Source organism: Puniceicoccus vermicola (genome assembly GCF_014230055.1).
GTDB lineage: Bacteria > Verrucomicrobiota > Verrucomicrobiia > Opitutales > Puniceicoccaceae > Puniceicoccus > Puniceicoccus vermicola.
Map to the genome: position 1 here is coordinate 137,889 of NZ_JACHVA010000101.1, position 25,124 is coordinate 163,012.

The following is a 25,124-nucleotide window of genomic DNA, read 5'->3' on the forward strand; positions in this document are numbered from 1 at the left end:
TGTTGATTGGGTTGTGTGTATCGAAAAGTTAGTTAGAGACTCATGCCGCCATCGACGAAGATGTTTTGTCCTGTGATGTATGCACCGGCGTCACTGCAGAGGAGCAGGGCGGTGGCGGCGCAGTCTTCGGGCTTCCCGATTTTAGCGACGGGAATCCAGCTGAGGACTCGATCGAGATAATCCTTATCGGCCAGTCGGTCGAGGTTCCGATCGGTGCCGATCACGCCTGGTGCAAGGTTATTGATGGTTATGCCCGACGGTCCGAGTTGCTTGGCCAGGTTTTGCGCCATGCTGGTCTGGGCGCACTTGGTGGCGGCGTAGACCAGCATGTCGGGGTGCGGTTTACTTTCCTGCACGCTGCCTACGGTGAGGATCCGTCCCCATCCGCGTTCCTGCATGGCGGGGACCGACATCTGGATCAGCTCGTAGCTGCAGCGGAAGTTGACCTGGACCTGAAGTTCGAAGTCCTCGCGAGTGCCCTCTAGCCACGGCTTGGGCAGTTGGACCGAGGCATTCGTGACGAGAATGTCGAGTTTGCCAAGGGATGCGCCGACCTGTTCGAGAAGATACTTTGCCGCATCATGCTCGGCGAGGTTCTTGAGAATGACGGCACATCGGACGCCTTTGGCAAGGATTTCGTCGCGCACCTGTTGGACACGCTCGCCGTCAGAAGTGCCATGGAGCGCGATATCCGCGCCGGCCTCGGCCAATGCCAAGGCGATCGAGCGGCCGATACCGCGCGACGAACCGGTGACGAGCGCGGTGCGCCCGGTTAGATTAAGGAGTGCGGGAAGATTCATGACAGGGTCGTGTTTCAGAGTAATGGTTCGTTGCCGATCGGGTGCGCCGCCGGACGCTTTCGATGATGGAAAAGGGAAGCCCGCTCGTCGCTCATTTTCTTGGAGTGGTGCTCGTATTTTAGGATTCTATTTCGATCGAACCGATGGTCGCATGCACTAGCTCCATTGGCGATCGTTGGCCCACTCTTTATCCCACTCGTCTGTTGGGGCCCATGCGTCCGGGAAATCCGGGTGCAGCTTTTCGGCAATCAGTTCTTCGTTCAGCGCTTCAATGCCGAGGCCGGGTGTGTTCGGCACATCGATGTAGCCGTTGTCGACCAGAGGCTTCGGCAGGCCGATTGCAATATCTTCCCACCAGGGGATATCGACGGAGTGTACTTCCAATGCCATAAAGTTGCGCGTGGCTGCGGCGACGTGAACGGCCGCCATACAAGCAATGGGACTTTCAGCCATGTGGATCGCCATGGAGACGCCGTAGTCCTCCGCTATGTCGCCGATCTTCTTGGTTTCCAGAATACCCCCCGTGGAGAGCACATCCGGATGAGCCACCGCCAGATTGCCGGACTCGAATAGTGGGATGAAGTTCTCTTTTAGGTAAATGTCCTCACCGGTTCCGATGGGAACCGTTGTCGCGTTTCCGAGACGGGTGTATTGCTCGGTCATTTGCCAGGGAATGGGATCTTCCATCCACGCCAGGTTGAATTTTTCCAGGCGCTTGGCCAACTTAATGCAGTCCTCGAGCGGAATGTGTCCAAGGTGATCGATTGCCAGTGGAATCTCATAGCCAATTTCGGCGCGCACATCGGCCATGTATTGTTCCAGATAGTCGAGACCTTTTTCGGTTAGATGGATCCCGGTGAAAGGGTGGGCGGTATTGAAGAGGTCATAGGCTTCTCCCCGCATCGCGCGTGGATCGATGGAGCCGCCCGGTGTGCTGAAGACCGTCTTCTTGTATTCTTTCATCTTCTCCAGAAAGCCGAGCGGCGCGCTCAAACAACCCGGTTGATCGATCAGCAGTTCCAATCCCAGATCCATCTTGAGGTAAGTGAAGCCCTGAGCCATTCGTGCTTTCAACGCCTTGCCCATATCACGTCCGCCACCTTCCGAGTCGGTATCGCAGTAGATGCGGATCTGGTCGCGGAATTTTCCGCCTAATAATTGCCAGACGGGGACGCCCCAAGCCTTGCCGGCCAAATCCCAGCAGGCCACCTCGATGCCGCTCACGCCACCACCTTGACGTGAGTGTCCACCGAATTGTTTGATGCGCCGAAAGATCTTTTCCACGTTGCATGGGTTCTCGCCGATGATCCGACTCTTGAGCATCGCCGCATAGGTTCGACTGGAGGCATCGCGGACCTCACCGAATCCAACGAGACCCTGGTTCGTGTAGAGCTTGATGAGCGTGCAGCGCTTCGGTGCGCCGTCGATGTCGGCAAAGCGCATATCGGTGATCTTTAACGTGGCGGGATCCACTGCGCCATCAGTGTCTCTGGGGTTGGTTTGAGTCATGGTGATTCCTTTTTCTGTTGAGCAGCCTGAGGCTTGAATAAGTTAGGTCAAAATAATATTGATAAAATAAATATCATATATGATAAAAAAGAAATGACGCGTTCGCAAACTATACCTGCCTTGCACAAAGCGGTTTCGATCCTCGAATATCTCGCTGATCGTAACGTCCCGATTCCTGTTAAGGAATTGAGCTTTGCCCTTAACATTCCGCCAGCCTCTTGCTACCGGATGGTCAACACTTTGCTGGAGCACAACTGGCTCTGCGAAGAGCCTTCCGGTGGGCTGCGGATCGCCTTCGGTCTGGCGCACGTGGCCCGGACCTACTCGGGGTTGGAAACACGCCTTCGAGAGTTCGAGCCAACGATGCGCGTGTTCGCGGAAGAGTTGCAAATGTCGGTTAAGGTATCTCTGCGAGAAGGACATTTCGCGACGACGGCTTTACGGGCGGAGCCATCGTCGCCAAACGCGATTACCAGCCCGATCGGATCGCGCATTCATCTCGCGATCGGTTCGGCTGCGGCGGTCTTATTGGCGCAAATGCCCGACCACGAAATCAAGACCGTGCTCGACTCCGCGCCGAAAGAGGCCTGGGCGCGCCAACAGCCGGATGACGTCTGGAAGCGCATCCGCGACTGTCGGGAGCGGGGCGTCTGCTTTGAGCTCGGCCAATACCACCCCTCAGTTTACGCATGTTCTGTGCCTCTGCAGTTGACGGGTACGGATTGGGTGTCGCTCACCGCCGTCGGCTGGCCTGAGCATTTTGCGGGAGCGAGGCAGGTGAAGATTGCCAAGGCCTTGCGTCAGCGGGTGGAGACTCATAACTAGAGGCGGACGCTCTAAATGGATGTCCGTCCCGACCCGCTCGAAAGAAGCCAGTCCTAAGCCGGTCTGCGGAATGACCTCAGATCAACTCAATCAGTGCCCGATCCGTCAGCAGCAATGGCGAATTGCAGATGGGAAGATCTTTGAAGACGCGGACGCCTTCGGCCTCGGGATCGGGATCCATCCAAGTTTCGGCGCAGGTGCGTTTGTCCCAGGAGCAGCTAACTTCGTAGACCTTTTGAGTGATGGGCTCGATGAGCACGGGGTCGTCGAGTTTGAGGCCGTCCTCGATCCAGTAGGTGAGTTCCATTTCGAGAATCTCGGGATCCACCTCAACCGACTCGGGAATCCACCAAGCGAGCACGGGAATATCGCCGCAGACGAAGTTGGCCTGCCAAGTAGCGATCTTGGTGTTTCGAGGATCTTCGGCATCCTCCATGACGCTGATGTGCGAGGAGGTGCGACCGAGGGCGGGCTCCATCGGGTCCGCGAGGAGGGTCGCTAGTGTTTGCAGGGCGTAGTAGGCCGGTTTGGGCGAGCCGTCCTCGAGACGAACCAGCCCGTAGTGGAAGGTTTCCTTGAAGGATGCATAGTGGGCGAAGTCCGCCATGTGGAAGTAGCTGCACATCTTGGTGTCGTTGTGCAGTTCGAGGAGGAAGCGGCGTAGGAGCATGCGCGCTTGGATGTCCTCGCTGAATTTCATCTTTGAGAGAGCGCCGACACCAACCGCCTTGGGCGGTACGTAGGACTGGAAGCCGGATTCGCCCTGCCAGTAGACCAGATCCGGGTTGTATTTTTTGCAGATGTGCTGGAAGGCGGGAAATTCTTGGGTCGAATGTCGCTCGGGCACGGATTTGTAGCCGTGGTAGGTGACGATGTCGATGAGGTCACCCATGCCGGCTTTCATGCAGTCCTCCAGAAACTTGATGCTCCAAGGCGTCATTCCCCAGGCGATGGCACCCCCGATCAATTTGGCTTCGGGTTGGATCTTGCGAAGGGGTTCGGCGCTGAGGCGGACGAGATCGACGTAGTCGGCTGCTTTGGGGCCACGTTTCCAGAAGGAGGTGAGGTCCGGCTCATTCCAGACTTCGTAGTGGTCGATGCGGTCCTTGAAGTGTTCGACCACGGCGGCGACATAGTTTTGCCAGGCCTCGCGTTCGGCTTCGGTCTCGATGGGAGGATAGCCGACTCCGGTGTCGCCAGCTCCTTCCGTGTAGAGTTGATTGCCGTAGCTGAGACTCAGCCACGGGGTGACACCTTTCTCAATCAGGGTATCGACCACTTCATCAAGCCAGGCGAAGTCATAGACGCCGACTTCCTTTTCGGTCTTGGTCCAGCCGGTCTGCACGCGGGCCCATTTGACGCCGAGTTCGCTGAGAACCGGCCAGGCTTGGTGGGGTTCCCACATGTCGCGGTCCAAGGTCTCGAATCCCACGCCGAGACGCGAGGAAGTGATCTCCGTGCTCTTCTTGGGCTTCACTCTGCCGAGTTTTTTCAGTCCGAAATAGGTGGGGGAGGCGGTTGTTGTCATTGGAAATGAACTCCGCTAAGTCGCTGATCAAAGTCAAACCACAATCTATCGAACTGTTCGAAGCCGTGTTGCTTGTGAAACGGTCCGGATTTGTGGAAGTTTACGATATGTTTGTTACTTCCAAATTTTCATTTCTAACACTTCTGTTTGTGTTGATCGGCACGTTTTGTATGGCTGAAGATTCGTCGGCTTGGCGGGATTTAAAAGAGTCGAGTGTCCGAAACGGACTACCGAATGTGGCTGCCAAGCTTGCGGCGGGAGAACCGGTCAAGATCGCTTATCTTGGCGGTAGTATCACGTCCCAGCAGGGCTGGCGTATCTACAGTGAGGCATGGTTCGAGGAGCGCTATCCAGACTCGGAAATCACGGGGATCAATGCTGCGATCGGCGGCACAGGATCGACCTTGGGAGTGTTTCGGCTGGAACGGGATGTCCTCCAGCATGAGCCGGATTTGCTTTTCGTCGAGTTCGCTGTCAACGACCGTGCCGGATTGGAATACCAGTTGGCGATGGAAGGGATTGTCCGGAAGACTTGGAAGCGTTTTCCGGATACTGATATTTGTTTTGTCTATACCATTACAAACCACGAGATTGAGCATTTGAGGACTGGGAAGATGAAGCGCACTTCCAGTAACATGGAAGCCATTGCCGACTACTATGGGATTCCGACCGTGCACATGGGAGTCGAGATCGTGGAGATGGAGAAAGCCGGACGGCTCGTGATGAAAGAACCGGAGGCCAATATGGAAGCAGTGTCCGGGGATGATTTGAATCAATCTTCAGAGCTGCCGGCTTCGGCCGGTCGCCCCGTCGTGTTTTCCAAAGACGGCGTGCATCCCTACGTGGATACCGGGCACAGGCTCTACATGGATGCGCTTGCGCGATCCTTGCCGCAGGCTTTGGCGGTTGGAGAAGCCTTTCCGCATCGGTTGTCTGATCCGATGTTTGAAAACAATTGGGAGCAGGCCACCATAGTGAAGATTTCCGAACTGGGGCCGGATTCACTGGAGGGGGCATGGCAGCAGTTGAAAGCACCGGAAGATCCCTTGGCCAAGCGGTTTCTGATGCGTATGCCGGAGCTATGGCGCGCCGAACCCGGATCCACATTGTCCTTTCAATTCAAGGGCACACGAGTGGCTGTTTACGATCTGCTCGGTCCCGGTTGCGGTATGATCCGAGTGACGGTCGATGGCAAATCACGCATGTTGAAGCGTATGGATGGGTATTGCCACTACTACAGGCTAGGGACAGTGGAGCTGGCGGGCAACTTGGAAGACACTGTGCATGACGTTGTGGTCGAAGTGTCAACCGAGACGTTTGACAAGCGCTCAGTGTTGTTCGAGCGAGTCCGCAATAAATTCGACGAATCGCCCGAGAGATTCGAAGCGATGGATTGGTACCCCGGAGCTGTTTTTTTGCTCGGAGAGCTGGTGCACTGAGGCTCGACCAAACGATTATTGAACTGTGCGATCGTCTCCAACTTGTTTGTCTCCTTAGCTCTGAGAGGGACCGGCATCTATTCTGTAAAACCCTAAAAAATGACATATCATAAAAAAATCCAAATGACTGCCTCGTTAAGAATCGCGGTGTCTTGTCTGACCTTGATTGGCGCATCGGGTCCTTGTGGAGCCGAGGTGGCAGAGGGGGAGATAGCGTCATGCGGCTTGCCACGCGCCCGGAGTGTCGAGCAACTGCCGGTGGATCGTTTCGATCTATACGTTCCCGGGAAGTTGCCGCCTTATCCATGGGAAGCATTTGGAGACTTGGAGCCGGAGTCCGTTCACTTTTCACTGGAGGCCTCGGGCGAGTCGCCTTTCAAAGGCAATGAAGTCACCGGAAAAGGTTTGCTGATGCAGGTGGATGATCCGGGAACGGGGCAGGGCTGCGGCATTCGCTATCGTTTCGCACCGCCACCGGAGGGTCCGCTTTATCTCGGCTTTGATTTTCGCCTGGGCGTTGAGGGCGATCCGTCGCAAGCACTGGGTTTTGATGTCGAGTTGACCGATTGCGAAGGAAAGGGCGTCATTGTGTCAGTCCATCAGTCGGGGCGGATGCAAATTGGATCGATTGGAGAAGTACTGCGCGATCTGACCACAGTGGATCCGGGGGTGTGGTATCACGTTGCATTGAATTTTCGCGAAGGCGGTGGCCTTGACGTGGCCTTGACGGACGAACGCAAACGCAAGGAGACGGTCGGCGGGGCTTTTGATTTGGGTGTCATCAAGACGGATCGCTTCCAGAGCCTGACTGTTACGAATGCGAATGATGACGATGCTTGGGGCAGCTGGGTGCTGGATAATATCTTGATGGCGGGTAAGGTGGACGCCTCACGCGCGGAATGGTTTCCCTTTGAGCGCGGCAACGTCCGTGAAATGGAAGAGACGAAGGCGAAGAAGGTCTTTGCCTACTACTATGAAATTTATACCTCCGGTTACAATGATGAGGATCCCGGCCTCGGCTACTACACCTTGAAAACGTTCAATCCATCCAAGACGCCCCAGTCGCGAATCGAATCCGGGACGGAGTATCTGGCCCGTCCGCTGCCTCGTGCGCCCATGGAGCCGGGGCTGGATGCGGACGAAGTTTTGATCCGGGCGATGGAGGAAGAAGTGCGTCTGGCGATTCAAATGGGGCTCGACGGCTTCCTGCTGGATTTTTTCGCCTTGCCGGAGGTGTATTCGAATCCCGCCGGGCAACGCATGTATAACAGGCGGTCCTTCGCACTGATGGACGCCGCCAAGAGAGTCGATCCGCAGTTCAAGATCATACCCGCCGTCTATGCCGGCTGGGTCCCTGAAAAAAATCCGGGACCTACTTGGGAATTGCAGGAGCAATGGGCAAACGACTATGGGGATTCGCCGGTGCTCCACCGGATCCTGCAGCATCCTCAGGTCTATCGGCTAGAAGATGGACGGGTCTTGTTCAGCAAGTGGGGGACGGAACTGTATACGCCCGAGTGGTGGGCGCATGCCATGCGGCGTCTGGAATCGCATGGTTTCGAGGTGGCACTGCTCGGACAGTTTAATGGCTTGAGCCGGGAACGTTTGCAGGCATACGCTCCGGTTTCTTATGGTATGTCCGACTGGGGGCCGCGTTCGCCGGTTTCCTACGACTGGCCGGACAAGGTTCGCGATATCACGGAACTGGTGGTAGCGCCCGCTGTTTTCCAGGACGTCCGAACACGCGGTAGCAGTTATTGGGAAGCCTGCAACAGTGGGGCGCTCCGGAATATGTGGGAATCGGCCATCGAAAACGATTCCGACTGGATCTTCATCCATACATGGTCGGACTATTCCGAGCAGGCGCAGGCACCCTCCACCGCATTCGGATATGCCATTTACGACCTGAATGCCTATTATACGAAGTGGTTCAAGTCCGGGCAGGAGCCGGAAGTCGTTCGCGACACGCTGTACTATTTCCATCGGATCAACCATTCCGAGGTGGAGTCCCTCCGGGGGCCGCAGTGGACGTTACGAAAGGATGGTCAGGGCTTTGAAACGCGCAACGAGATCGAGTTGCTTGCTTTCCTTGAGGAACCCGGACAAATCGGCATCCGAATTGGCGAAACGTGGCATACGATGGATGCCGATGCCGGCATGACATCTTTGACTGTTCCTTTTGAGCCGGGACAGGCTTTCACGCCGGAGTTCCGTTTGATGCGTCAGGGGGAAAGTATCGTATCCGAGCTTGGGCGTTACACGGTTCTTCCGGAGATTGAGTACGGCAACATGCTGTATCATGGCGGTGTCATCGTTCCTTGATTTGCTTCGAGCAGACTTTTGACGTGTCTTGGACGGGACAATGCTCACGAAGCTGTGAGCTTCGATCGAATGCTTGGCCCCGGAACCCAATAGGCCATGACGGAGGTTCCGGATTGGTAGGCCGGAATGCCTGATTCCCTTCGGTTTACCTTGCCGATCAGGATGTCCGCGGCATTGATGCCGACTTCCTTTCGTTGCTGATTCATGCCTGCGGCAATTTTACGCGTTTCTTCGTTTAAATCCACAAAGGCGACGCCCATTTTCGCCGGCACATCGAGTCCCATCTCGATGATCCAATCCAGAATGAACTGGTTGATGCATAAACAGGCATCCGGTCGATCACGTTCGATCCACTCCCTGAATTGTTGTTTCCCTTTTATTCGGTTTTTCTCCGGCTCTTCCGGCAAGTAGAGTATGGAGGGCCATTCGGGGTGGCGCAACTTATGCACCAGATAGCCCCCCGTGAGTTGATGCTGCATGATGGCATCCACCCAGTAGTCGAGAACGATCCCGATTCGCCGGTAACCCGCCTCAAGGATGCTATTGCAGGCTTCCCGCGCCATCTCGAAGTGATTGCTGCTCACGAAGTTCAATGCGGGATTTCTTAATCTGGGGCCGAGGACGACACTTGGAAAGTTTTCCCAAAGTGCTTCACATTCAACCAGTTCGCTGTTGTCGCGAATGTCATAAAAGACAATGCCCTTTATGTTTCTGGCTTTCATGACTCTGTAGATGTGTTCGGCGTTCTGCCTCACGCTGTGCTTCGTCTCATGGAGCCAGAAGTTGTCCACTTGATAGCCCTGTGAATGTGCCCGTTCGGTGAACCCTTGGGTCCATTCTTTCGCCGCCAGATTCAACAGGCTGGGATGAAAGCTGGAGACTTGGATGCAAGCCAATGTCGCTTGGTATTTCTTCGTCTGGGACTTCCTCAATTCCGACATCAGTTGCGATACTATCGGATTGCTTTGGTAGCCCAATTTTTCGGCCATTTTCCGGATGCGCAGACGCAGGGGCTTCTTGACGCGCGGATCATTTCTCAGCGCCAGGCAGACCGTTGATTTTGCAACGCCTGCTTTCTCTGCGATCACAGCTAAAGTGACTTTTTCCATGGTAAGCGGGGCTCGGGGGGGATGCGATCCATCGAACGGTTCGATAACCTTCTCGTTGAGAACACCCGAGATTCAACTAGAGTCAAGTCTGTTCCCTAAGTTGTGCCTGTCGGCATCTATTTACGGGAGTTTTCTGCCTCATCCATTATTCAACCAACCTCAGGATAATCATATGAAAACCACACTGACAAAGTCTCTCGTCGCTTCCCTGGGAATCGCGGTTCTTCCGCAACTCTCATTCGCCGCAGTCCAAGCCGTCACCGCATATACCGACGATGCGTCCATAAGCACCGGAGCAACGGGTAATGGCACCTACGGGAACCTGACTTCGGTGACGATTGGTGGCATCCAGTATACGAACTTAACGGGCTCGACCGCAAATCTTAACATTTCCTCCTCCCAATCGTCCGGCACGCTTCTTGGGCTCTGGATCAATGATGCCCCGACGGAACCACCGCGGTTTGATCCGACTGGGCTGAACCCTGCCAACGCTACAGACCGCCAAAACATGTATGACCAAATCAGTGGCGGTGTCTCCGGTTTGAGTAACTTTGAGGGTGCGGCAAACATCTTGGATGATTCATTCTTCCAGTTCGACCGGACGATCACTGCGGGTGATCGGATCTTTATCTTCGATATGGGGACTGGCGATGACGTTACTTTCGAACTGGTCGACAGCATCGGAAACGCAATCGGCGATTATACAATCACCCTGACAGCAGCAAGTTTTGGAGGTGGGCTTACTTCGTTTGATCGCGTTAGAACCATTCGCGGTGATTTTGTGAATTCGGAAGTTGGTACCGTCACATCCTTTGCGGGGGCGTCTTTTCAGCTTTCCGACTTTAGCGGAACCACCGGCGATTTATCTCAGGCGACCGGGTTGCGTTCCGTCGGGAACAGCAATATTGACCCCTCATTGATCGGTCTTGCCTCCATCCCCGAGCCGAGTGCTTCTGCCATGATTTTCGGAGTGCTCTGTGGGGCTGCGGTCATTTTCATTCGCCGTTCCAAACGCTGAACCCGGAAACCAGCGTGGGGAATGTTTCCTCGGCCAATGTTTACTGGAACTTCATCCCGCTCCAGGGGCGTCAACGTTGGCTGGCTCGATTGGATACTCTACGATTACGGCCTCTCGCCTGACAATAACGGACACCCTCTATGATTTTCAGACGACAGCGTCGTGAGTGCGATTCGGGGTTTGCGCTAGTCGTGGCCTTGAGCTTGATGGCTTTTGTTCTCTTGCTGCTTCTCAGTTTGAGCTCCCTGATATCGGTGGAACGCAAATCGGTCGCCATTACCACCAACGAACTTCAGGCCAGATCGACCGCTCTTTTGGCGATGCAGAATGCGCTTGGAGAGTTGCAGAAGCATGCCGGACGCGACCAGCGAGTGTCGGCCGGTGCTTCGATCTTAGACACAGACCCGGAGACAATGGCTGTCGAGTGGGGCGGGGAGGAATTCGAGGAGGAATATTGGACCGGGATTTGGGATGAGAACGGTCAGCTAAAAACATGGCTGGTTAGCGGTAACGAGGGCTTGTCACCTGCTGATGCCGATTTTGTCAGTCCGGTCGACGAGGTCGTTAATGGCGCATCTTTTTACGATGATGATTCCGTGCAAGCACCACTTGTGCTGATCGAGCAGGGGGCCTATGCATTTTGGGTTGGAGACGAAGGTGTGAAGGCAAAGCTGCCTTTGCTTCAAGGCGCCACTGCATCGACCTCGCCGCTCGCATCCGCCCAGAAAGTCGAAGTCTCCCTGATGACGGATCTGGATTGGCTGGACGGTTCGTCGGTTTCCCCGGGCGAACTCGAGAAAGTCGTCACCACGGAGACCATGAAATTGCTGGGAAGCACTCCGGATCAAGTCGCGAGTTTGGATGCGCACCGCCACGATTTAAGCCACTATGGTTACGGGCTTTTGACTGATCCGGTCGAGGGCGGTCTGAAGAAAGATTTAACATTGGCCCTGTTCGATGGCTCCGATTTACCCTCCGGCCAGATTTTCGAACCAGTTGGCGGTGGAGCCCCTTCGTTGACCGACCCCGGTGGGCCGCTCTGGGGTCAATTGCAGAGCTGGGCACAGGCCGGTTCGAGTGCGGTCAATTCGGATGGCAGTGCAAACGTCCGCCCGGCGACGGATGTGCAGACCGGTATTTTTCCGGTCGTGACGCAGATGCAATTCTATGTCGCGCCCAGATACGTGAAGGATACGGACGCGCAAACACTACGGGTCTATTTGGAGATCTACCCGGCCATCACATTGTGGAATCCCTACGACAGACCTTTGACAGGTAATGATTTCAAAATCGATATTGGGCGGAACTTCTGGGATTACTCAAAAGCATCGCCGGAATATAATCATTACAACAGCACCTTCTATGCATGGAAATTGACACTGTGGGATTCAACCGGGGCATCTGAGGAGTACAACCATCAATCGACACAGAAATTCCCCAGTGCCGGAGCCGTGTATGGAGCTATGCACTTCGACCTCGGCAGTGTGAGGCTCAATCCCGGAGAATCCATGGTTTTCAGTGCTCCTGCGGGGAATGGCAGCATGGATATCCAGACAACCGGATACAGCTATTATCCACTGGCCCCGGGCTTCCGGCCGACGGCTTATTACTCGCTGGAAACCGATGTCGAGCGGCCGTATGATCCGGCCGATCCGGACTCGGAGGACTATGAATTTGTTCTGGCCGCTTGGCGGACCATTACTTTGAGCCTCCGCTTGCGGAATGGGGATGACATACTGCAGCAAGTCTTCTGGCTGGGAGGTGTTCAAGAGGCGACCCCCGCAAGAACGGCTCTACTGGAGTTGGGAAGCACCGATATTTTGGTCAATCCGAAAGGAGTGGTCGGTGTGAAATCGGTGCGTAATTTTACGGATTCGCTTGGTAATGCGGGCGAGGATGAATCGATTCAGTGGCTGGCGCACCAGAATCCAAGGGGTGGCAGCCAGGGGCTTATACCGATTTTCCTCTATAACGAAACGCCTTTGAATATTCAAACCAGCCACATCCTGAACCCGTCATTCTATGCATCCAGTTATCTCAATGGCTACGAGTATGACTTTGGCCTGACTAACATTGGCAATGGCCTGAGTGTCGATTCCGCCACGATTGATGAAACGGTGCTTTTTGAGACACCTCCGGGCCGGGATCGCCTGCATGGGGTCGGGCAATTGATGCATGCACCCTTGTATTACTCCGGAGCGGATGTTTCCCGGGCGGATGCGGCAAACTCGGAAAACAAAAATGACACAGCCAACCGCTTGCGCTGGTGGCGTTTTGACAACAGCATGCCCGCCTATGCCGTCGGCAACAGCGAGGCGGATCCACGTATTCCGCTCGACGCCCTGTTTGTGGATTGGAATAGCGGCCTCTATGATACGGCATGGACTACAACATACGCGATGGTCGAGGGGCGCCACTATGACCATTCTTATCTGCTCAACCGCTCTCTTTGGGATGGCTATTTTTTCTCGGCACTTCCCAATGTCACCAGCCGCACATCCGGAAATTCGCGCGTGGTCGCATTGGATGAGACCCGGACGAGTGTGATGACGGGCGATGAGGCCGCTGCGGAGTTCATGATCGATGGCGCGTTCAACATCAACTCGACCTCGGAGGAAGCCTGGCGTGCTGTTTTGGGAGCCTTCTTTGGCGTGGAGGTCGAGTCGTCGGCGACGGATGCTTCGCCGTTTCTGCGCGTGCATGACAACCCGGGCGATCTTTTTGATGCCGCCAACGATGACTCGGAGGACGAGCCCGCCTACCATGGCTATCGTGCTTTGACCGAAGAGCAGATCGCCAATCTGGCCCGGCAAATTGTCAAACAGGTCAAATGGCGGGCACTGGGACGTGACCGGCCATTTACCTCGATGGCCGACTTTGTGAATCGCGATCCAACCGCTGCCGCACCCTCGGGATTGGGCGACGCCGACGCATTTCGTCTGCGGGGGGCTTTGAGTTCCGCGATCGCGGCTGCGGATCAGATTTCGACCGTGGATGCCGGCGAGCTTGGCATTGCACCAGCGGATGCAGTCATCAATGAAGCCCTCTCGGAATCGGCTTACGAGGCGACGCCGCGCAATGAGCCCGCATTCACCCAAGAAGCACAGGAAGGCTGGCGCACGGAATCCCTTCCGGGCTGGCTGACGCAGGGGGACTTACTGGCTCGGCTGGGTCCTGTTTTGAACGTCCGTTCCGATACGTTTACGATTCGTGCCTATGGGGAAACCCGTGACCCGATTACCGATACACCCACCTCCAAGGCGTGGTGTGAGGCCACCGTGCAGCGTGTGCCGGAGTTTGTCGATGTCGACGCCGACTCGCCCGAGACTCCGCTTGCCAGCTTGAACGGCCCCGCCAACGCCGAATTCGGTCGGCGTTTTGTCCTCGTCGACTTTCGTTGGCTCGCAGAACTCTAGTGCGATTCTATCATAGGCCGATTTAATAATGAATGCCCCCCGTTTTCATCCGATCTGGTTGCTGCTCCTGACGTTCTCAATTCTTTCCGTGGAAGGTTCCCGCGTTCTGCCGTTTCAGGTCTACCTATGGCCCGGGGGGCCGAACCCGAATATGGAGGCAAGGTTGAGGGCGCAGGCGTCTTCGACGGATTACGACTCGATGGTCATGGTCGAGTATGTGCCGCCCACGATTCAATTCAGTCCGACCGGGGGGGAGGAAGTCGAAACGATCCGGGCTGCGGAAAGTCGTCTCTCGCCCGTCTACCGCTATGAGGGAGAAGGGCCGTTGTTTTTCTTTCGGGAGATCCAATCGGGCGAAGAAGTGGTTCGCCGTGTTCCTTTGGGATCGGTTGTCGTTCCGGAGACGATCGAAAGAGCGCTGCTCTTGTTCATGCCCAACCCGACGAGTCCCGATACTTTCAGGATCTATCCGATCGACAACTCCCTCTCGAAAACCAAACCGGGAGAAGCCTGTCTCCACAACGTGACTCAAAGCGAGATCGGCTGCCTATTCAATGAAGAGCAAGTGCTGCTCGGCCCCGGAGAACAGAAAATCGTCTCAATCGGTGCCTCGGAGCGCATTACGATTGTGGTCCGAATCGCCGCCCAGGATGACGATGGAGACTGGAAGCAACGCCATGCCAGACAACTCTCCGTCCAGCCCGACGATAGCTTGACGATTCTAATCTACAACAAACCCGAAAAGGCCAACGCCTTCCGCATCTTGAAATTGGAGAACCCAAAACAGTAGTCGTTGGAGAGGCAGTTCCCGGACAGTGTAGTCACGGTGGTTTCACTGAATATACGGCGATGAGTGACGGGCGTGTTTATTGGGTGGGCACAAAAGGAGCACAGGATTGGCGTTCGATGAGCTGGGTGTTCACCAGGGCGTGCCGGACGATGGAGTCGGGGGTGCGCATGCGCTCTTCGAGCAGATCCACTGCAGCGCGACCGAGTTCTTCTTCGTTGAGTGAAACGCTGGTCAGCGGCGGGGTGGCGTCTTCGCAGTAGGGCGTGTTCATGAATCCGGTCAGGCTCATATCGCGGGGAAGTGAAAGGCCTTGCCGGGACAAAGTGCGCTGGAAGCATAGCGCGTAGGTGTCCGCCGCGCAGACGATGGCGGTCGGACGTTGGTCGTCCATAGCCAGGAAATCGCGGCTCGTGCGTTCAATCAGTTGGTCGTAGCTTTCGCCAGTGGCGGCGTTGCGGCGGGGGACTTTTATCAGCCGGGGATCGGTGGACAGCCCGAACTCGCCCCGCATGCGCTCAAAGCATAGCAGGCGTTCGGTATGGATCGGTGTGGTGCGTGCGCCTTCGTCCTCACTGTAAAAACCGATACGGCGGTGCCCCAGGTCCATGAGGTGTTTCAGGACTTGGGCCATCCCTCCGTAGTTGTCGCACATCACCGAAGGAACCGAGTGGAGGAGGTCGCGATGCATCAGCATGACGGTCGGCAAGCGTTGCGCGACTTCCTGAATCCAGGTGTCGGGGATGCCGCGGTTGACCCGGAGGATGACGGATTTGACCAGATTATCCTCAATCATTGCAGGAAGTACGCCACTCCGGGCGTCTTCCTCGCAGCAGGCGATGACGAGGTGTCCGCCCCGTTCGCGGACTCGCCGTTCCACTCCATGGATCAGGCTCGTCTGAAACGAGGTCGACTGGCGTTTTGAGTAGGTGATCTCGTCCATGAGCATTCCGATAGGCCCCAAGCGCTGCCCGTTCTTGTGGGTAATGCCTGAATTGACGCGAGGCTGATAACCCTTGTCCTGGACAACCCGCATGACGCGTTGGGTGAGGGTCGGGTTAACGTCGGCTTTGCCGTTGAGAACCCGGCTTACGGTGCCCAGTGACACCCCGGCCTGCTGTGCGATGTCACGCATGCGTAGTTGTGGGGATCGACTTTTCTTGTTCATGAACATATTGAAGTCGTCTGTCATCCTGTGTTGCAACTGTTATTTGCTTCCTCGGGTGGATTGTTCATAGTGGGTGTGCTTGACGAATTGGATTTTTATGAACACATTCATGAACAAAATGATTTTTGTATATTCTATGTCTGCCCGCGGTCTCTGCCTTGCTGTGGCAGGGGTCGCATTTTTTATCGCCATGGTTAGTGATTGTTGTGCATCGGAGAGAGAAGTGGGCGCTTCGTCGTCGCAGTCTTACTACGCCAGCCGGATGGATGAACTCAAGCGACGAGCCGAGGCGGATCCTACGCTCCAAGCCAAGATCGATTCCACGCTTGAGTTGGCACGAGCGATCGTCCGGCGGCCAATCGTCGAGCGGGCCAGTTCGCTGGATGAGCTGAAAAACCCGGACGGACGTCGCCTCGGCACGATCGATGGGCGTACTGGGAATCTGGAGGCCGCCGTCCCGGAAAAAGCCGAGATCTTCGCTCTGGCCATGGCGGACACCACGGCAACGGGTATCATCATTGATGAAATGCCTTTGGTCGCCAGTGCCTATCGCCTGACGGGCGATAAGTCATTTCTTGACTACGTCATTGCCCAGATCGATGAATTATGTACCTGGGAGCCTTTGCAACGGCCGGGTTGGACGCTGCTCAAGCCCAGCAGTGTATTGCCCGCTGGCGGTGACGGTGTCTGGCTGGCGACGGGGCAGGGGCTTCTCGCCCTTTGCCAAACGCTCGATGTGTTACCTCCGGATTCTTTGCCGGAGTCCACTCAAGCTGCGGTGCGTGCCTTGCTGGATCGTGAGATCGGCTTCATTGTAAAGGATTGGGCCGACGAACGTCCCTGGTACGTGCGCAAGCAGGCCGTGGGTTCGAATCAATGGGTCGTTCCGGCGTCAGGGCTGGTCGCCGCTAGCGTGGCCGCAGGTAAAGACAGCTATCCGGAAGCCTACCGGCTGGGCATCGACAGCCTGCTCAAGACAAAGAACTCGCTCGGCCCCGATGGTTCGGTTTCCGAAGGTATCGTGTATGCCGCCTATTGGACGGTGCCGTATTACGCCATGGCTGCTATCGCCGCCCGGGACGCGGGCGACACTCGTCTATCCGACGCCGCGTTCTTGAAGAATTTCCCACTCTGGTACGTGCAGTCCTTTCAGCCCGGCGAGAGTATCATCAACTGCTTCGATGGTTACGGCGGCTCCCGCGGGATCTACCACGTTTTCACGCCCCGTCTGGTGCGTGTGAACGCCCTGGTTCCGAACCCTTACATGACTTGGCTCATCCGAAATGAATTCGCCGACTGGATCCAGCCGGGCTTTTTCAGTCTGCTCGCCTGGAGCATCCCGCCCAGTGAGGCCAAAGAGCCCCCGCTCTGGGGGTCTTACGAGCGGGCGCGCTGGGTCGTGTGGCGCAGCAGTTGGACTGACGATGCTTCCGGCGTGTGGGTGCGCGGCGGGGATGTGCGCGACGGTCACTCGCACCATGATCGTGGGCACGTAAATTTTATCCTCCATGGAAAGCCTCTCCTGATTGAAGCGGGCACGCCCGGTTATGACGAACCGCTTAAGCGCGAGAGTTACGATTCGGTGGTCGGACATAATGTGCTTCAAGTCGGCGACGAGATCTATCCGAAAAAAGCCGCCGCACCCACCTCCGTCATCCGACTCGATTCAGATGGAGGCGAGGTGACCGTCGATGCGGGGCAGGGGTATCCCGGGGTGCAAAGTTGGGAGCGAAACATCATCTGGACGGCGGACGAAATCAGCGTGACCGACCGGATCGTCCCGAAAAAGCCCGAGCATGTGAAACTACGTTGGCATTTGGCTTCCGAGGAGTCTCTTTCCATTCAGTCTTCGGGAGGCACCGTCACGACGGCCTCCCTGCCGGCCGGGGAGATCGGTTTCGCAGGTTGGATCGGCAAGCTGCCGGAAGGCTCTGCCTGGACGCCTCCCGACTTCGATGTCGTGCACACTCCGGCTGCCGTGATCACGGTGAAGTCGGACCAGCCGGTGACGGTTTCCCAGGAGAAAAATTACGACCATACGATGAAATTCCGCCAGTGGCGGCACGAGCACACGACCTTGCTTGTGGACTCTGTCGAGCCCGTCGAAGCCATCACTATTTTCAGTCAATTTCGGAGGCCGCCTGTGGCATCCGGATCCTCCACCACCAACCCCATGTCGATGTTTGATTAACAGACGATTATCCACCCTCTGATGAATCCTTTTCCGCCGCAGCATTAGTCTACCTGGCTGACATGACCTTTTCCGGTTACTTTCTCTTCTCCGCGTTGCTGGCAATCGTCTGGCCCGTGTCCGGGGCTGTGACTTTGCGGCAGCAGTACGTGCCCAAGCTTCCCGGCACGCGGCAGCTGCACAGTGACCGGTTGGCCGTGGAGGTGATGGACCCGGAAGCACCGGACCGCTACAACCAAGGCGTGCGCTTTTCGCCGGTGGCGAATATCCTGCGTGTAAGCATGGACGGTCAGGATTTCCTCTATGCCCCGATTGAACACAACCCGATTACTCAGAACGGTGGGCTGGCCATGGAGTTTGACATCAAGGCCGATGAAAATCCGCCGCCCGGATTCCAGGAAGCCTCCTGGGGGGAGGGCTTCCTGAAAGTGGGTGTGGGGATTCTCGCGCGTCACGGCGACGCATATGATTTCTACGCGCAGTACCCACTGCTCGAAGCCGCGAACACGACGGCCGAGTGGGGCGAAGACCGTGCGAGGTTTCATCAAGATAGCGGGGATGTGCGGGGCTATGCCTACTCGCTGGATTCGGAAGTCTTGGTCGTCGGCAACGAAGTTCGCATTCACCATCGTCTGACGAATGCCGGAGAGCGTTCTTTCACGACGATTAACTATGCGCACAATTTCTTCCGCTTCGATGGTCGCGACTGTGGGCCTGGGGACTATGTGGTGGAACCCCATTACGGCTTTTACGCGGTCACCATGAATCCGCCGATGAAACGACAGGGAAATTCCTTGGTCATCGTCGGCGGCTACTTGCCGGAGTTGCCCGTGTCGCGAACCTACGTTTTCCCCTTCGATCCCGGGCGCCCTTCCGACGAGATGGTCGTCCGCCACCCTTCGTCGGGCATGAGCGTGGAGGTGGAGACCTCGCCCAATAGCGGATATTCGGTGATTCATGCCGAACCACTATTTATTAGCCCGGAACAGTTCATCCGGCTGGAACTGGAACCTGGCGAATCCGCCGAGTGGACACGCGTTTACCGCTTTGAATGCGACAGATAAGGAGTATCTCGAATTGCTCGTAGTTCCGAATAAGCTTCAACCCCTGATTCTAATGAGCTCCATGCCCCAAGTTCGTCGCACCCGCAGCCCGCCCTGAACTCTGCCAACCTTATAATATTGAAACAGGGCAAACGAGGAATTTACTATTTGCACACAGACGTCCATATGTAAATATTATATTCATGATTGAAAGACCAGAATGGGTAGGTCGGATCGAAAAGGCTTGGAAAAAGGTGTCGGTGGTCTGGCTGACGGGTGTACGCCGTGTGGGCAAAACGACGCTCACCCGGCACTGGGGAGGTGCACACTATCTGAACTGCGACCTTCCACGAGTCCGGAACCAACTTGCCGACCCTGAGCTGTTTCTTGGGCAAATACCCTCCGGAATCGTGATCTTTGATGAGATTCATCGCACCGCCGATCCCGCCGAAATCCTGAAAATTGCCGCCGATGAGTTTCCGCATTTGAAAGTTCTGGCCACAGGTTCGTCAACCCTTACGGCCAGTCGCAAATTTTCGGATACCCTGACGGGGCGCAAGCGTTCCGTCCATCTCCTGCCGGTCCTCGCATCGGAGATGGATCGGTTCGGCATCCCGGATCTGACCTACCGACTCCAGCGCGGCGGCCTCCCCCCCGCGTTGTTGTCGGACGAGGTCGACCTCGAGTTCTATTCCGAATGGCTCGATTCGTATTTCGCACGCGATATCCAGGAACTCTTCAATGTCGGCAAACGCGGTGGATTTCTCCGGCTCTGCGCACTCGTTCTGCGACAAAGCGGAGGGTTGGCGCAGATAACTTCCTTTGCGAAGCATACAGGCCTCAGCCGACCGACGGTGATGAGTTATCTCGACATCCTTGAGGCGACTCATTTCGCGCGAACGCTCCGCCCGTATCACGCGGGAGGACGAAGGGAACTCCTCGCCCAGCCGAAGATCTATGCCTTTGATACGGGATTCGTGGCTCACCAGCGGGGATGGGAAACTTTGCGACCGGAGGATTGCGGAGGGCTGCTTGAGCATTTGGTCCTCGATGAATTGGCGGCATCCCCGACCCTCCGCGAGGTCCACTTCTGGAGGGATAAGCAGGGGAGGGAAATCGATTTCGTGCTCCCGCTGTCCCCCGGCAACGTCGTCGCGATCGAATGCAAGTGGAGTGAAAGAGCGTTCGACACCCGTAATCTCGACGCTTTTCGGGCCAACTATCCCGATGGCGAGACGATTCTGATGACTGGCGGGAATGAGGCGGGTTTGCTGCGCCGTTTCGGCGACAAGCAGATCCGAGTCTGCGGAATCCGTCATTTCGCTTCTTTGATCGATCAGATCCAAGCCGATTCTCCGTGACCTGCGGTTCGCCGTAATAAGGAATCAAAACTCGATATTTGGAAAAAATCCGGCGATCATCACCGAGCAGTTGTGCGTGATTACCCGGTCTGTATAACTGACGATGTGCTGACCATAAAATTCCCGGAGATTTCGGTGAACCAGGCCATCATTTTTGCGATAGAGATCTTTCAAATCAAACCCGGATCATAGGGGTGTCCTGTTCTCTGATTCGCGATTTTCTCATCATTTTTTCGAAAGCGTGTGGCGTATGATTTCGTTGTAGCTGACGGGTTTGAACGAGATCCAAGTCCATTCCCCATCGCTGCCGATGGGGATGACCAGGCGCTCGATTTCTTTTCTTGCGGAGGTGGCCAACTCGCCGGGTTTTCCTGCGGCCCAGTTGATTCGGACGCAGCCGGTATCTGTCGTGAACACAGCGCCTCCCGGGCTCGCGATCTGAATCCGGGTGCTGTCCATATTGCGATACAGCGGCAGGTTGACATAGCATTCCTGAACCGGTTCGTGAGCTTTGAAGCGGACGCCGATTTTAAGCGGTGATTCCGAATAATCGTATCGCCAAGTGAGGGTGCCTTTCGGCGATTTCACTTCGGAGGTGATGGTATGCACATTGTTTTGCGCGTTGCTCTCCGTCGATGCCCGTTCTTTTCCGGAATGGAAGAAGTCTCCGGATGGAGTGGTCCCGTAGATGGCGGCAAAGGTTAGATCCTCGGGTTTCGTTTGATGTTTCGACGTCGGATCCCCGGACGGAATAACGGAACTGAGGAATGTTCCGGTGCCGGGGGTCCAGAGTGCGGACGGTGCGCCCCCGGTGATACTGTTGTGGTTCTTGACCTTGGTGCCGGCCACGTCACTAAAAACCATACCGTAGATGCCGTTTTGATTCCATGCCAGCAAACCGGGGAGTGCCCAGGTTGCGCCGTCCTCTTCGTAGGGGAGTCGGTCCGGTTCGACGATCTTGGGCTGGGTGTAGCATTTGACAATGCCGGACACCCAGGTGCCACCACCGGCGTCATAGCCATCGGCACCCTTTTCGAGTCCGTTTTCAATGGATTGGCGGATCCAGCCTTCCCGGTTGGCGGCGAATGAAAATGTGCCCGCAATGCCGAGGCCTCGTTCAGGGGCCGGAGTCAGGGCGAAACGAGCCGCGGAGAGTGGAAAATCGGACTTTGTCATCAAGGTGCCGGGGTAGCCCAAGTCTCCAATGTAGGCCGATTTTCGTGCGTTCATATGATTCGGACCGGCAAGACTGCCATCCGGTTGTGGCAGCCAGAAAAAGCTATTGAAGCGGAGGTTGCGTTGGATCGCGTCCTCGATCAGGGCGAGCAGTTCCGGATCGGCGTCCGGGAGTTCGCGGTATTTGTAATAGGAGATGGCGACACAGAAGGAGTTGAGCTTGTCGTAATTGCCGTCGGGGCCGTAATTTTCCAGGTAATAGCCCGTCGGATGGATGCCGAATTTGGAATTCGGACCATAGGTATTGCCATAGTAGGCACGTGCCTGCCGCTCGAAGTATCCCAGGAAGCGCTTTTCGCCAGTCGCCAGATACGTATCCAAGTGCGCGAGCAGCATGTGCGACCATTGGTTGGATTGGTACGCCTGATAGTCGGCGATCTTATCACCCAAGGCAATCAAGCCTTGGCGCCAGACTTCGCGCACCTCCTCATCGAGCAGCGGCTGGAGTTCGAGGAAGGGCTCCGCGAACGAACCTCCGTAAGCAAAGAAAATATGAGTGATGGGATAGACGCTCTTCAGTAGCGACCCCTCCCGCATGAGATCGTCTCCCTGCAGGTTGCTGATGTTTACTAAAGAGCCGAGTGCGGCTCGTTTGGTTAATTCCCGACTGTGGTAGGCCGGATTGAGGGGAGAATCGAAAGTGACGGCTCCGGCGAAGGCAGCGGGATCGAAGTTCGTTGCCCCTCCGATGGGGCGAAAGTCCTCTTCCGAACTTGGCGCTTCGCGAGGAGTATCCCGGGTGCTGCCGAAATTGAGATCCATCGGATCCAAATACCGGTTCTGTTGCTTCACCTTGAAATCGATGGTGTTCAAGGCACCATACTTGCCGAAGCCGAGGACATGATAGGGCAGATTCGTCAAGTCGTCGGGTATCGTTTGGGGAAATTCAAAGGATACATCACGGTCCAAGCCGGATGCGATTTCCGCCGCCAGTTCCCGGGCGCGCGCTTGGAGTGGTCCGGCGACCCATTTGCCCAGGCTCTCGACCATGCCGCCCCTGAGCCTCGCGGCGGCCTCCGGCGAAGGGCAGAGCAGACCGGGGACGCCCTCCACAGTCAAGACCCCGTTGAACTCTTCGGGGAGCGTGAGCTGAAGCACTTCCCCTGTGGGCGTGGGACGGGGGATCAAGCGTCCGGCGCGTCTTGTCGGATCCGATTCCACTTCGGCTAAGGTGTCCCCCCGTAGGTTCAGGATCCGGGCTCCCCGGGTGTTTCCCCGGTCGATTCCCACCATCATCAGGAAGGCCGAAGGAGGTGTCCAAATGAAGGCTTTCCCGGAGACGCCGGGGGTGCTGTCGGTCGTGCCGAGGGACATCTCCCCCCGAACCCCCCAGATCTCCGTTTCGGGGAGACGGAACTCGATCAAATCGTTACTGCGCCCGCCGGAAAAGGAGACACGCCAAATGCCGGGCGCGGCATCCTTTGCGGTGAGTTCCCGCACGCTGATGGAATCCGGCTGATCCGTGAATTCGGCGTAGTCGGCGAGGGAGCCATCCGGTGCGATCAGGCGGGCGAGGGCGATCGGCGTATAGGGCTCGTTTTCCTGGTTGGAGATATTGGTTTGGCGTGCAACGACTACGCGGACCGTCCCGTCCGCATCCGGTTGCAGTTCGGCCAGCATGCCGGCCCCCCGGACGGAGCCGCCGAGCGTATAAATCCGGGCTTGCTGGGCGACGGGATATCTCAGGGAAAGGGATTCAGAAACAAGGGAATCGCCTTTGAGTGTGAAAGTGTTGTCACCGTAGACGGCAGGACCGCCATCTTCCTGCGCATTCAAGTGCGCATAGGGTGAAGAGGTCGCCGCGATGGTGCTAACGCCTAGAATCATTGCGGAACCTAGAAGAGATTGAATCAGGATGTGCATGGTTGTGTTGGGGCAGAGTTATTTGACTGGGGGGCAGGATTGACGTTCGACCAATCGAGTGGGAATGGTCGCATGCCGTGTCGGAGCCGATGGATTGCGCATTCTTCAGTCAAGAAGCTCAAAGGCAACCCTGCCGATTTCCTGAGCGCCGAGTGTGATACTGATCAAGGGCGGATAAGAGTGTTCACAGGCCTGGGTATTCATCACGCCGATGCGGGATGAGGCAATCTCGGTGCTTCGTTTGGGCTTGAGCGTTCCGACGGTGGGGAATTTTGAAAATTCAGGAATAGATGGTTTGGTATTCATTTCAGTGGATAACGACTCTTAGTGTGGAGATGTTGCTGGCGGTGGCACGCTTCGACGATTAACCGACTTCTGCGATGACTTAATAAATATGGGCGTTGACCGGGGATCTTGATTCGGGTGCCGGACAAGCACTAGATTAAGGACCAATCCGAACTGCGGAACCTCCCCATCCCGCGTCCGCGGGATCCCCCCCTCCTACGAGTAGGAGGGGAATTGTATTTTTGATTTAGACTCCTCTCCTGCATGCAGGGGAGGGGGACCAGCGACAGCTGGTGGAGGAGGTCCGACCCAGTCTTATTCTCTGCAACCAAGCCTCGCAACTCGGCCTAATCTACCTGCCATTCGGGTTTATCCTCAGCCCTATTTCTTCGCGTAGAATGAACTGAGGAAGGCAATGATTTGATTTTCGAGTTTCTCATGCAGATCCGGCTCGGCCTTGCCGTTGCGCCAGATGTTGTGTCCGCGTTCTTTACTGCCTTCATAAAGAAACAAGTTCCCGTAGGCTTTTTCGCCAGCGATTTCGCTGTATTGAATATCGCGTAAGATCTTCAGGGTTTCGGTACTTTCAGTGGTCATGGGGCGGAGCTGCGTTTGCGCTTAGGCTGAACATTGTGGAGAGAAGGCCTATGAGGGCCATCTTTTGTCGCTTGATGAGGAATTTTTGTGCCATGTCTTTTGAGTTTGGATGGGGCGGTTGGGAGATCTGAGGATCTCGAAAGGCGCGGTTAGTTGCTGTGCAAGTTTTCTTGAAGCTCTTGGAGATCGATCCAGGCGTGAAGCTTCCCCGGGTCAAAGCTCTGGCTGACTTCCAGATCTTTTTGAGCTCCCTCGGTGTCCCCAAGCGCCCATTTTGCTTTGCCAGTGAGGTATTTAAAATGAGCCGTGCGGGCCTCACTTTCCTGTTCTACGTAGGAGATGAAGAAGGGCGTTGTCCCAAAGAATCCGGCACTTTGCTCCTGCAGGGATTGGTTCCAGTCTCGAAGGCAATTGCGTAGTATTCGCTCGGCACGGGCGGATTGTCCCAGCGCTTGCAGGGCTCGGGCTTGGTAAACGGGAAGTTCGGGGAGGTGCATGTTCGAGAAGTAATCGATCTCGAGCTTGAGAATGTCTTGGTAGAAGGGGAGTGCTTCCTCGCGGCGATCCAAGGCTTCGAGGCATTGTGCTTCGAAAATCTGATGTGGCACCGCCAAGTTTCACTCCAGA

The 25,124-nt window shown here is 56.1% G+C and carries 18 protein-coding genes; 9 read left to right on the top strand and 9 right to left on the bottom strand.

Features of this window, described 5'->3' with window-relative positions; all coding sequences use genetic code 11:
- Positions 1–32: 32 nt before the first annotated feature.
- Both H5P30_RS12790 and H5P30_RS12795 read right to left on the bottom strand, forming a co-directional pair.
- Complete coding sequence (locus H5P30_RS12790; protein WP_185693318.1) at positions 33–800, bottom strand: SDR family NAD(P)-dependent oxidoreductase; 768 nt, start codon at positions 798–800, stop codon at positions 33–35.
- Between the two features lie 156 nt (positions 801–956).
- On the bottom strand, positions 957–2,309 hold the full coding sequence (locus H5P30_RS12795) for a mandelate racemase/muconate lactonizing enzyme family protein (RefSeq protein WP_185693319.1): 1,353 nt from the start codon (positions 2,307–2,309) through the stop codon (positions 957–959).
- 120 nt (positions 2,310–2,429) lie between these two features.
- Between H5P30_RS12795 and H5P30_RS12800 the strand changes: the two genes are divergently transcribed.
- The gene (locus tag H5P30_RS12800) at positions 2,430–3,134 is read left to right on the top strand and encodes an IclR family transcriptional regulator (RefSeq protein ID WP_185693320.1); all 705 of its coding nucleotides are present in this window, start codon (positions 2,430–2,432) and stop codon (positions 3,132–3,134) included.
- Positions 3,135–3,210: 76 nt separating this feature from the next.
- On the opposite strand, the gene H5P30_RS12805 is transcribed toward H5P30_RS12800, so the two are convergent.
- On the bottom strand, positions 3,211–4,662 hold the full coding sequence (locus tag H5P30_RS12805) for a GH39 family glycosyl hydrolase (protein ID WP_185693321.1): 1,452 nt from the start codon (positions 4,660–4,662) through the stop codon (positions 3,211–3,213).
- Between the two features lie 5 nt (positions 4,663–4,667).
- On the opposite strand from H5P30_RS12805, the gene H5P30_RS12810 reads away from it, so the two are divergent.
- Both H5P30_RS12810 and H5P30_RS12815 read left to right on the top strand, forming a co-directional pair.
- The gene (locus H5P30_RS12810; RefSeq protein WP_185693322.1) at positions 4,668–6,101 is read left to right on the top strand and encodes an SGNH/GDSL hydrolase family protein; all 1,434 of its coding nucleotides are present in this window, start codon (positions 4,668–4,670) and stop codon (positions 6,099–6,101) included.
- Between the two features lie 123 nt (positions 6,102–6,224).
- A complete protein-coding gene (locus H5P30_RS12815) occupies positions 6,225–8,423 on the top strand; it encodes an endo-1,3-alpha-glucanase family glycosylhydrolase (protein WP_185693323.1) in 2,199 nt (732 codons plus the stop codon).
- 44 nt (positions 8,424–8,467) lie between these two features.
- On the opposite strand, the gene H5P30_RS12820 is transcribed toward H5P30_RS12815, so the two are convergent.
- Positions 8,468–9,532: a LacI family DNA-binding transcriptional regulator gene (locus H5P30_RS12820; RefSeq protein WP_185693324.1), complete on the bottom strand. Its 1,065-nt coding sequence runs from the start codon at positions 9,530–9,532 to the stop codon at positions 8,468–8,470.
- A gap of 172 nt (positions 9,533–9,704) precedes the next feature.
- Between H5P30_RS12820 and H5P30_RS12825 the strand changes: the two genes are divergently transcribed.
- From H5P30_RS12825 to H5P30_RS12835, 3 genes are all read left to right on the top strand, one after another.
- Positions 9,705–10,550: a hypothetical protein gene (locus H5P30_RS12825; protein ID WP_185693325.1), complete on the top strand. Its 846-nt coding sequence runs from the start codon at positions 9,705–9,707 to the stop codon at positions 10,548–10,550.
- Positions 10,551–10,690: 140 nt separating this feature from the next.
- Positions 10,691–13,966 carry a hypothetical protein gene (locus H5P30_RS12830; RefSeq protein ID WP_185693326.1) on the top strand — a complete coding sequence of 1,092 codons (3,276 nt, stop codon included), beginning with the start codon at positions 10,691–10,693 and terminating at the stop codon, positions 13,964–13,966.
- A gap of 28 nt (positions 13,967–13,994) precedes the next feature.
- Entirely contained in the window at positions 13,995–14,756 is a 762-nt protein-coding gene (locus tag H5P30_RS12835; RefSeq protein WP_185693327.1) for a hypothetical protein, read from the top strand.
- A 76-nt stretch (positions 14,757–14,832) separates the two neighbouring features.
- On the opposite strand, the gene H5P30_RS12840 is transcribed toward H5P30_RS12835, so the two are convergent.
- The gene (locus H5P30_RS12840) at positions 14,833–15,945 is read right to left on the bottom strand and encodes a LacI family DNA-binding transcriptional regulator (protein ID WP_185693328.1); all 1,113 of its coding nucleotides are present in this window, start codon (positions 15,943–15,945) and stop codon (positions 14,833–14,835) included.
- Between the two features lie 85 nt (positions 15,946–16,030).
- On the opposite strand from H5P30_RS12840, the gene H5P30_RS12845 reads away from it, so the two are divergent.
- The 3 genes from H5P30_RS12845 to H5P30_RS12855 all read left to right on the top strand — a co-directional run bounded on the left by H5P30_RS12845 (position 16,031) and on the right by H5P30_RS12855 (position 20,516).
- On the top strand, positions 16,031–18,112 hold the full coding sequence (locus H5P30_RS12845) for a heparinase II/III domain-containing protein (protein WP_185693329.1): 2,082 nt from the start codon (positions 16,031–16,033) through the stop codon (positions 18,110–18,112).
- 62 nt (positions 18,113–18,174) lie between these two features.
- On the top strand, positions 18,175–19,176 hold the full coding sequence (locus H5P30_RS12850) for a hypothetical protein (protein WP_185693330.1): 1,002 nt from the start codon (positions 18,175–18,177) through the stop codon (positions 19,174–19,176).
- A 182-nt stretch (positions 19,177–19,358) separates the two neighbouring features.
- Positions 19,359–20,516, top strand: coding sequence for an ATP-binding protein (locus H5P30_RS12855; protein ID WP_185693331.1), 1,158 nt, complete (start codon positions 19,359–19,361; stop codon positions 20,514–20,516).
- A 225-nt stretch (positions 20,517–20,741) separates the two neighbouring features.
- Here the strand turns inward: H5P30_RS12855 and H5P30_RS12860 are convergent, their stop codons facing one another.
- The 4 genes from H5P30_RS12860 to H5P30_RS12875 all read right to left on the bottom strand — a co-directional run bounded on the left by H5P30_RS12860 (position 20,742) and on the right by H5P30_RS12875 (position 25,105).
- Positions 20,742–23,615, bottom strand: a complete 2,874-nt coding sequence (locus H5P30_RS12860) for a hypothetical protein (RefSeq protein WP_185693332.1) — start codon at positions 23,613–23,615, stop codon at positions 20,742–20,744.
- A 105-nt stretch (positions 23,616–23,720) separates the two neighbouring features.
- The gene (locus tag H5P30_RS12865) at positions 23,721–23,921 is read right to left on the bottom strand and encodes a hypothetical protein (protein ID WP_185693333.1); all 201 of its coding nucleotides are present in this window, start codon (positions 23,919–23,921) and stop codon (positions 23,721–23,723) included.
- Between the two features lie 360 nt (positions 23,922–24,281).
- A complete protein-coding gene (locus H5P30_RS12870; RefSeq protein WP_185693334.1) occupies positions 24,282–24,497 on the bottom strand; it encodes a hypothetical protein in 216 nt (71 codons plus the stop codon).
- 149 nt (positions 24,498–24,646) lie between these two features.
- On the bottom strand, positions 24,647–25,105 hold the full coding sequence (locus H5P30_RS12875; RefSeq protein WP_185693335.1) for a hypothetical protein: 459 nt from the start codon (positions 25,103–25,105) through the stop codon (positions 24,647–24,649).
- Positions 25,106–25,124 lie beyond the last annotated feature (19 nt).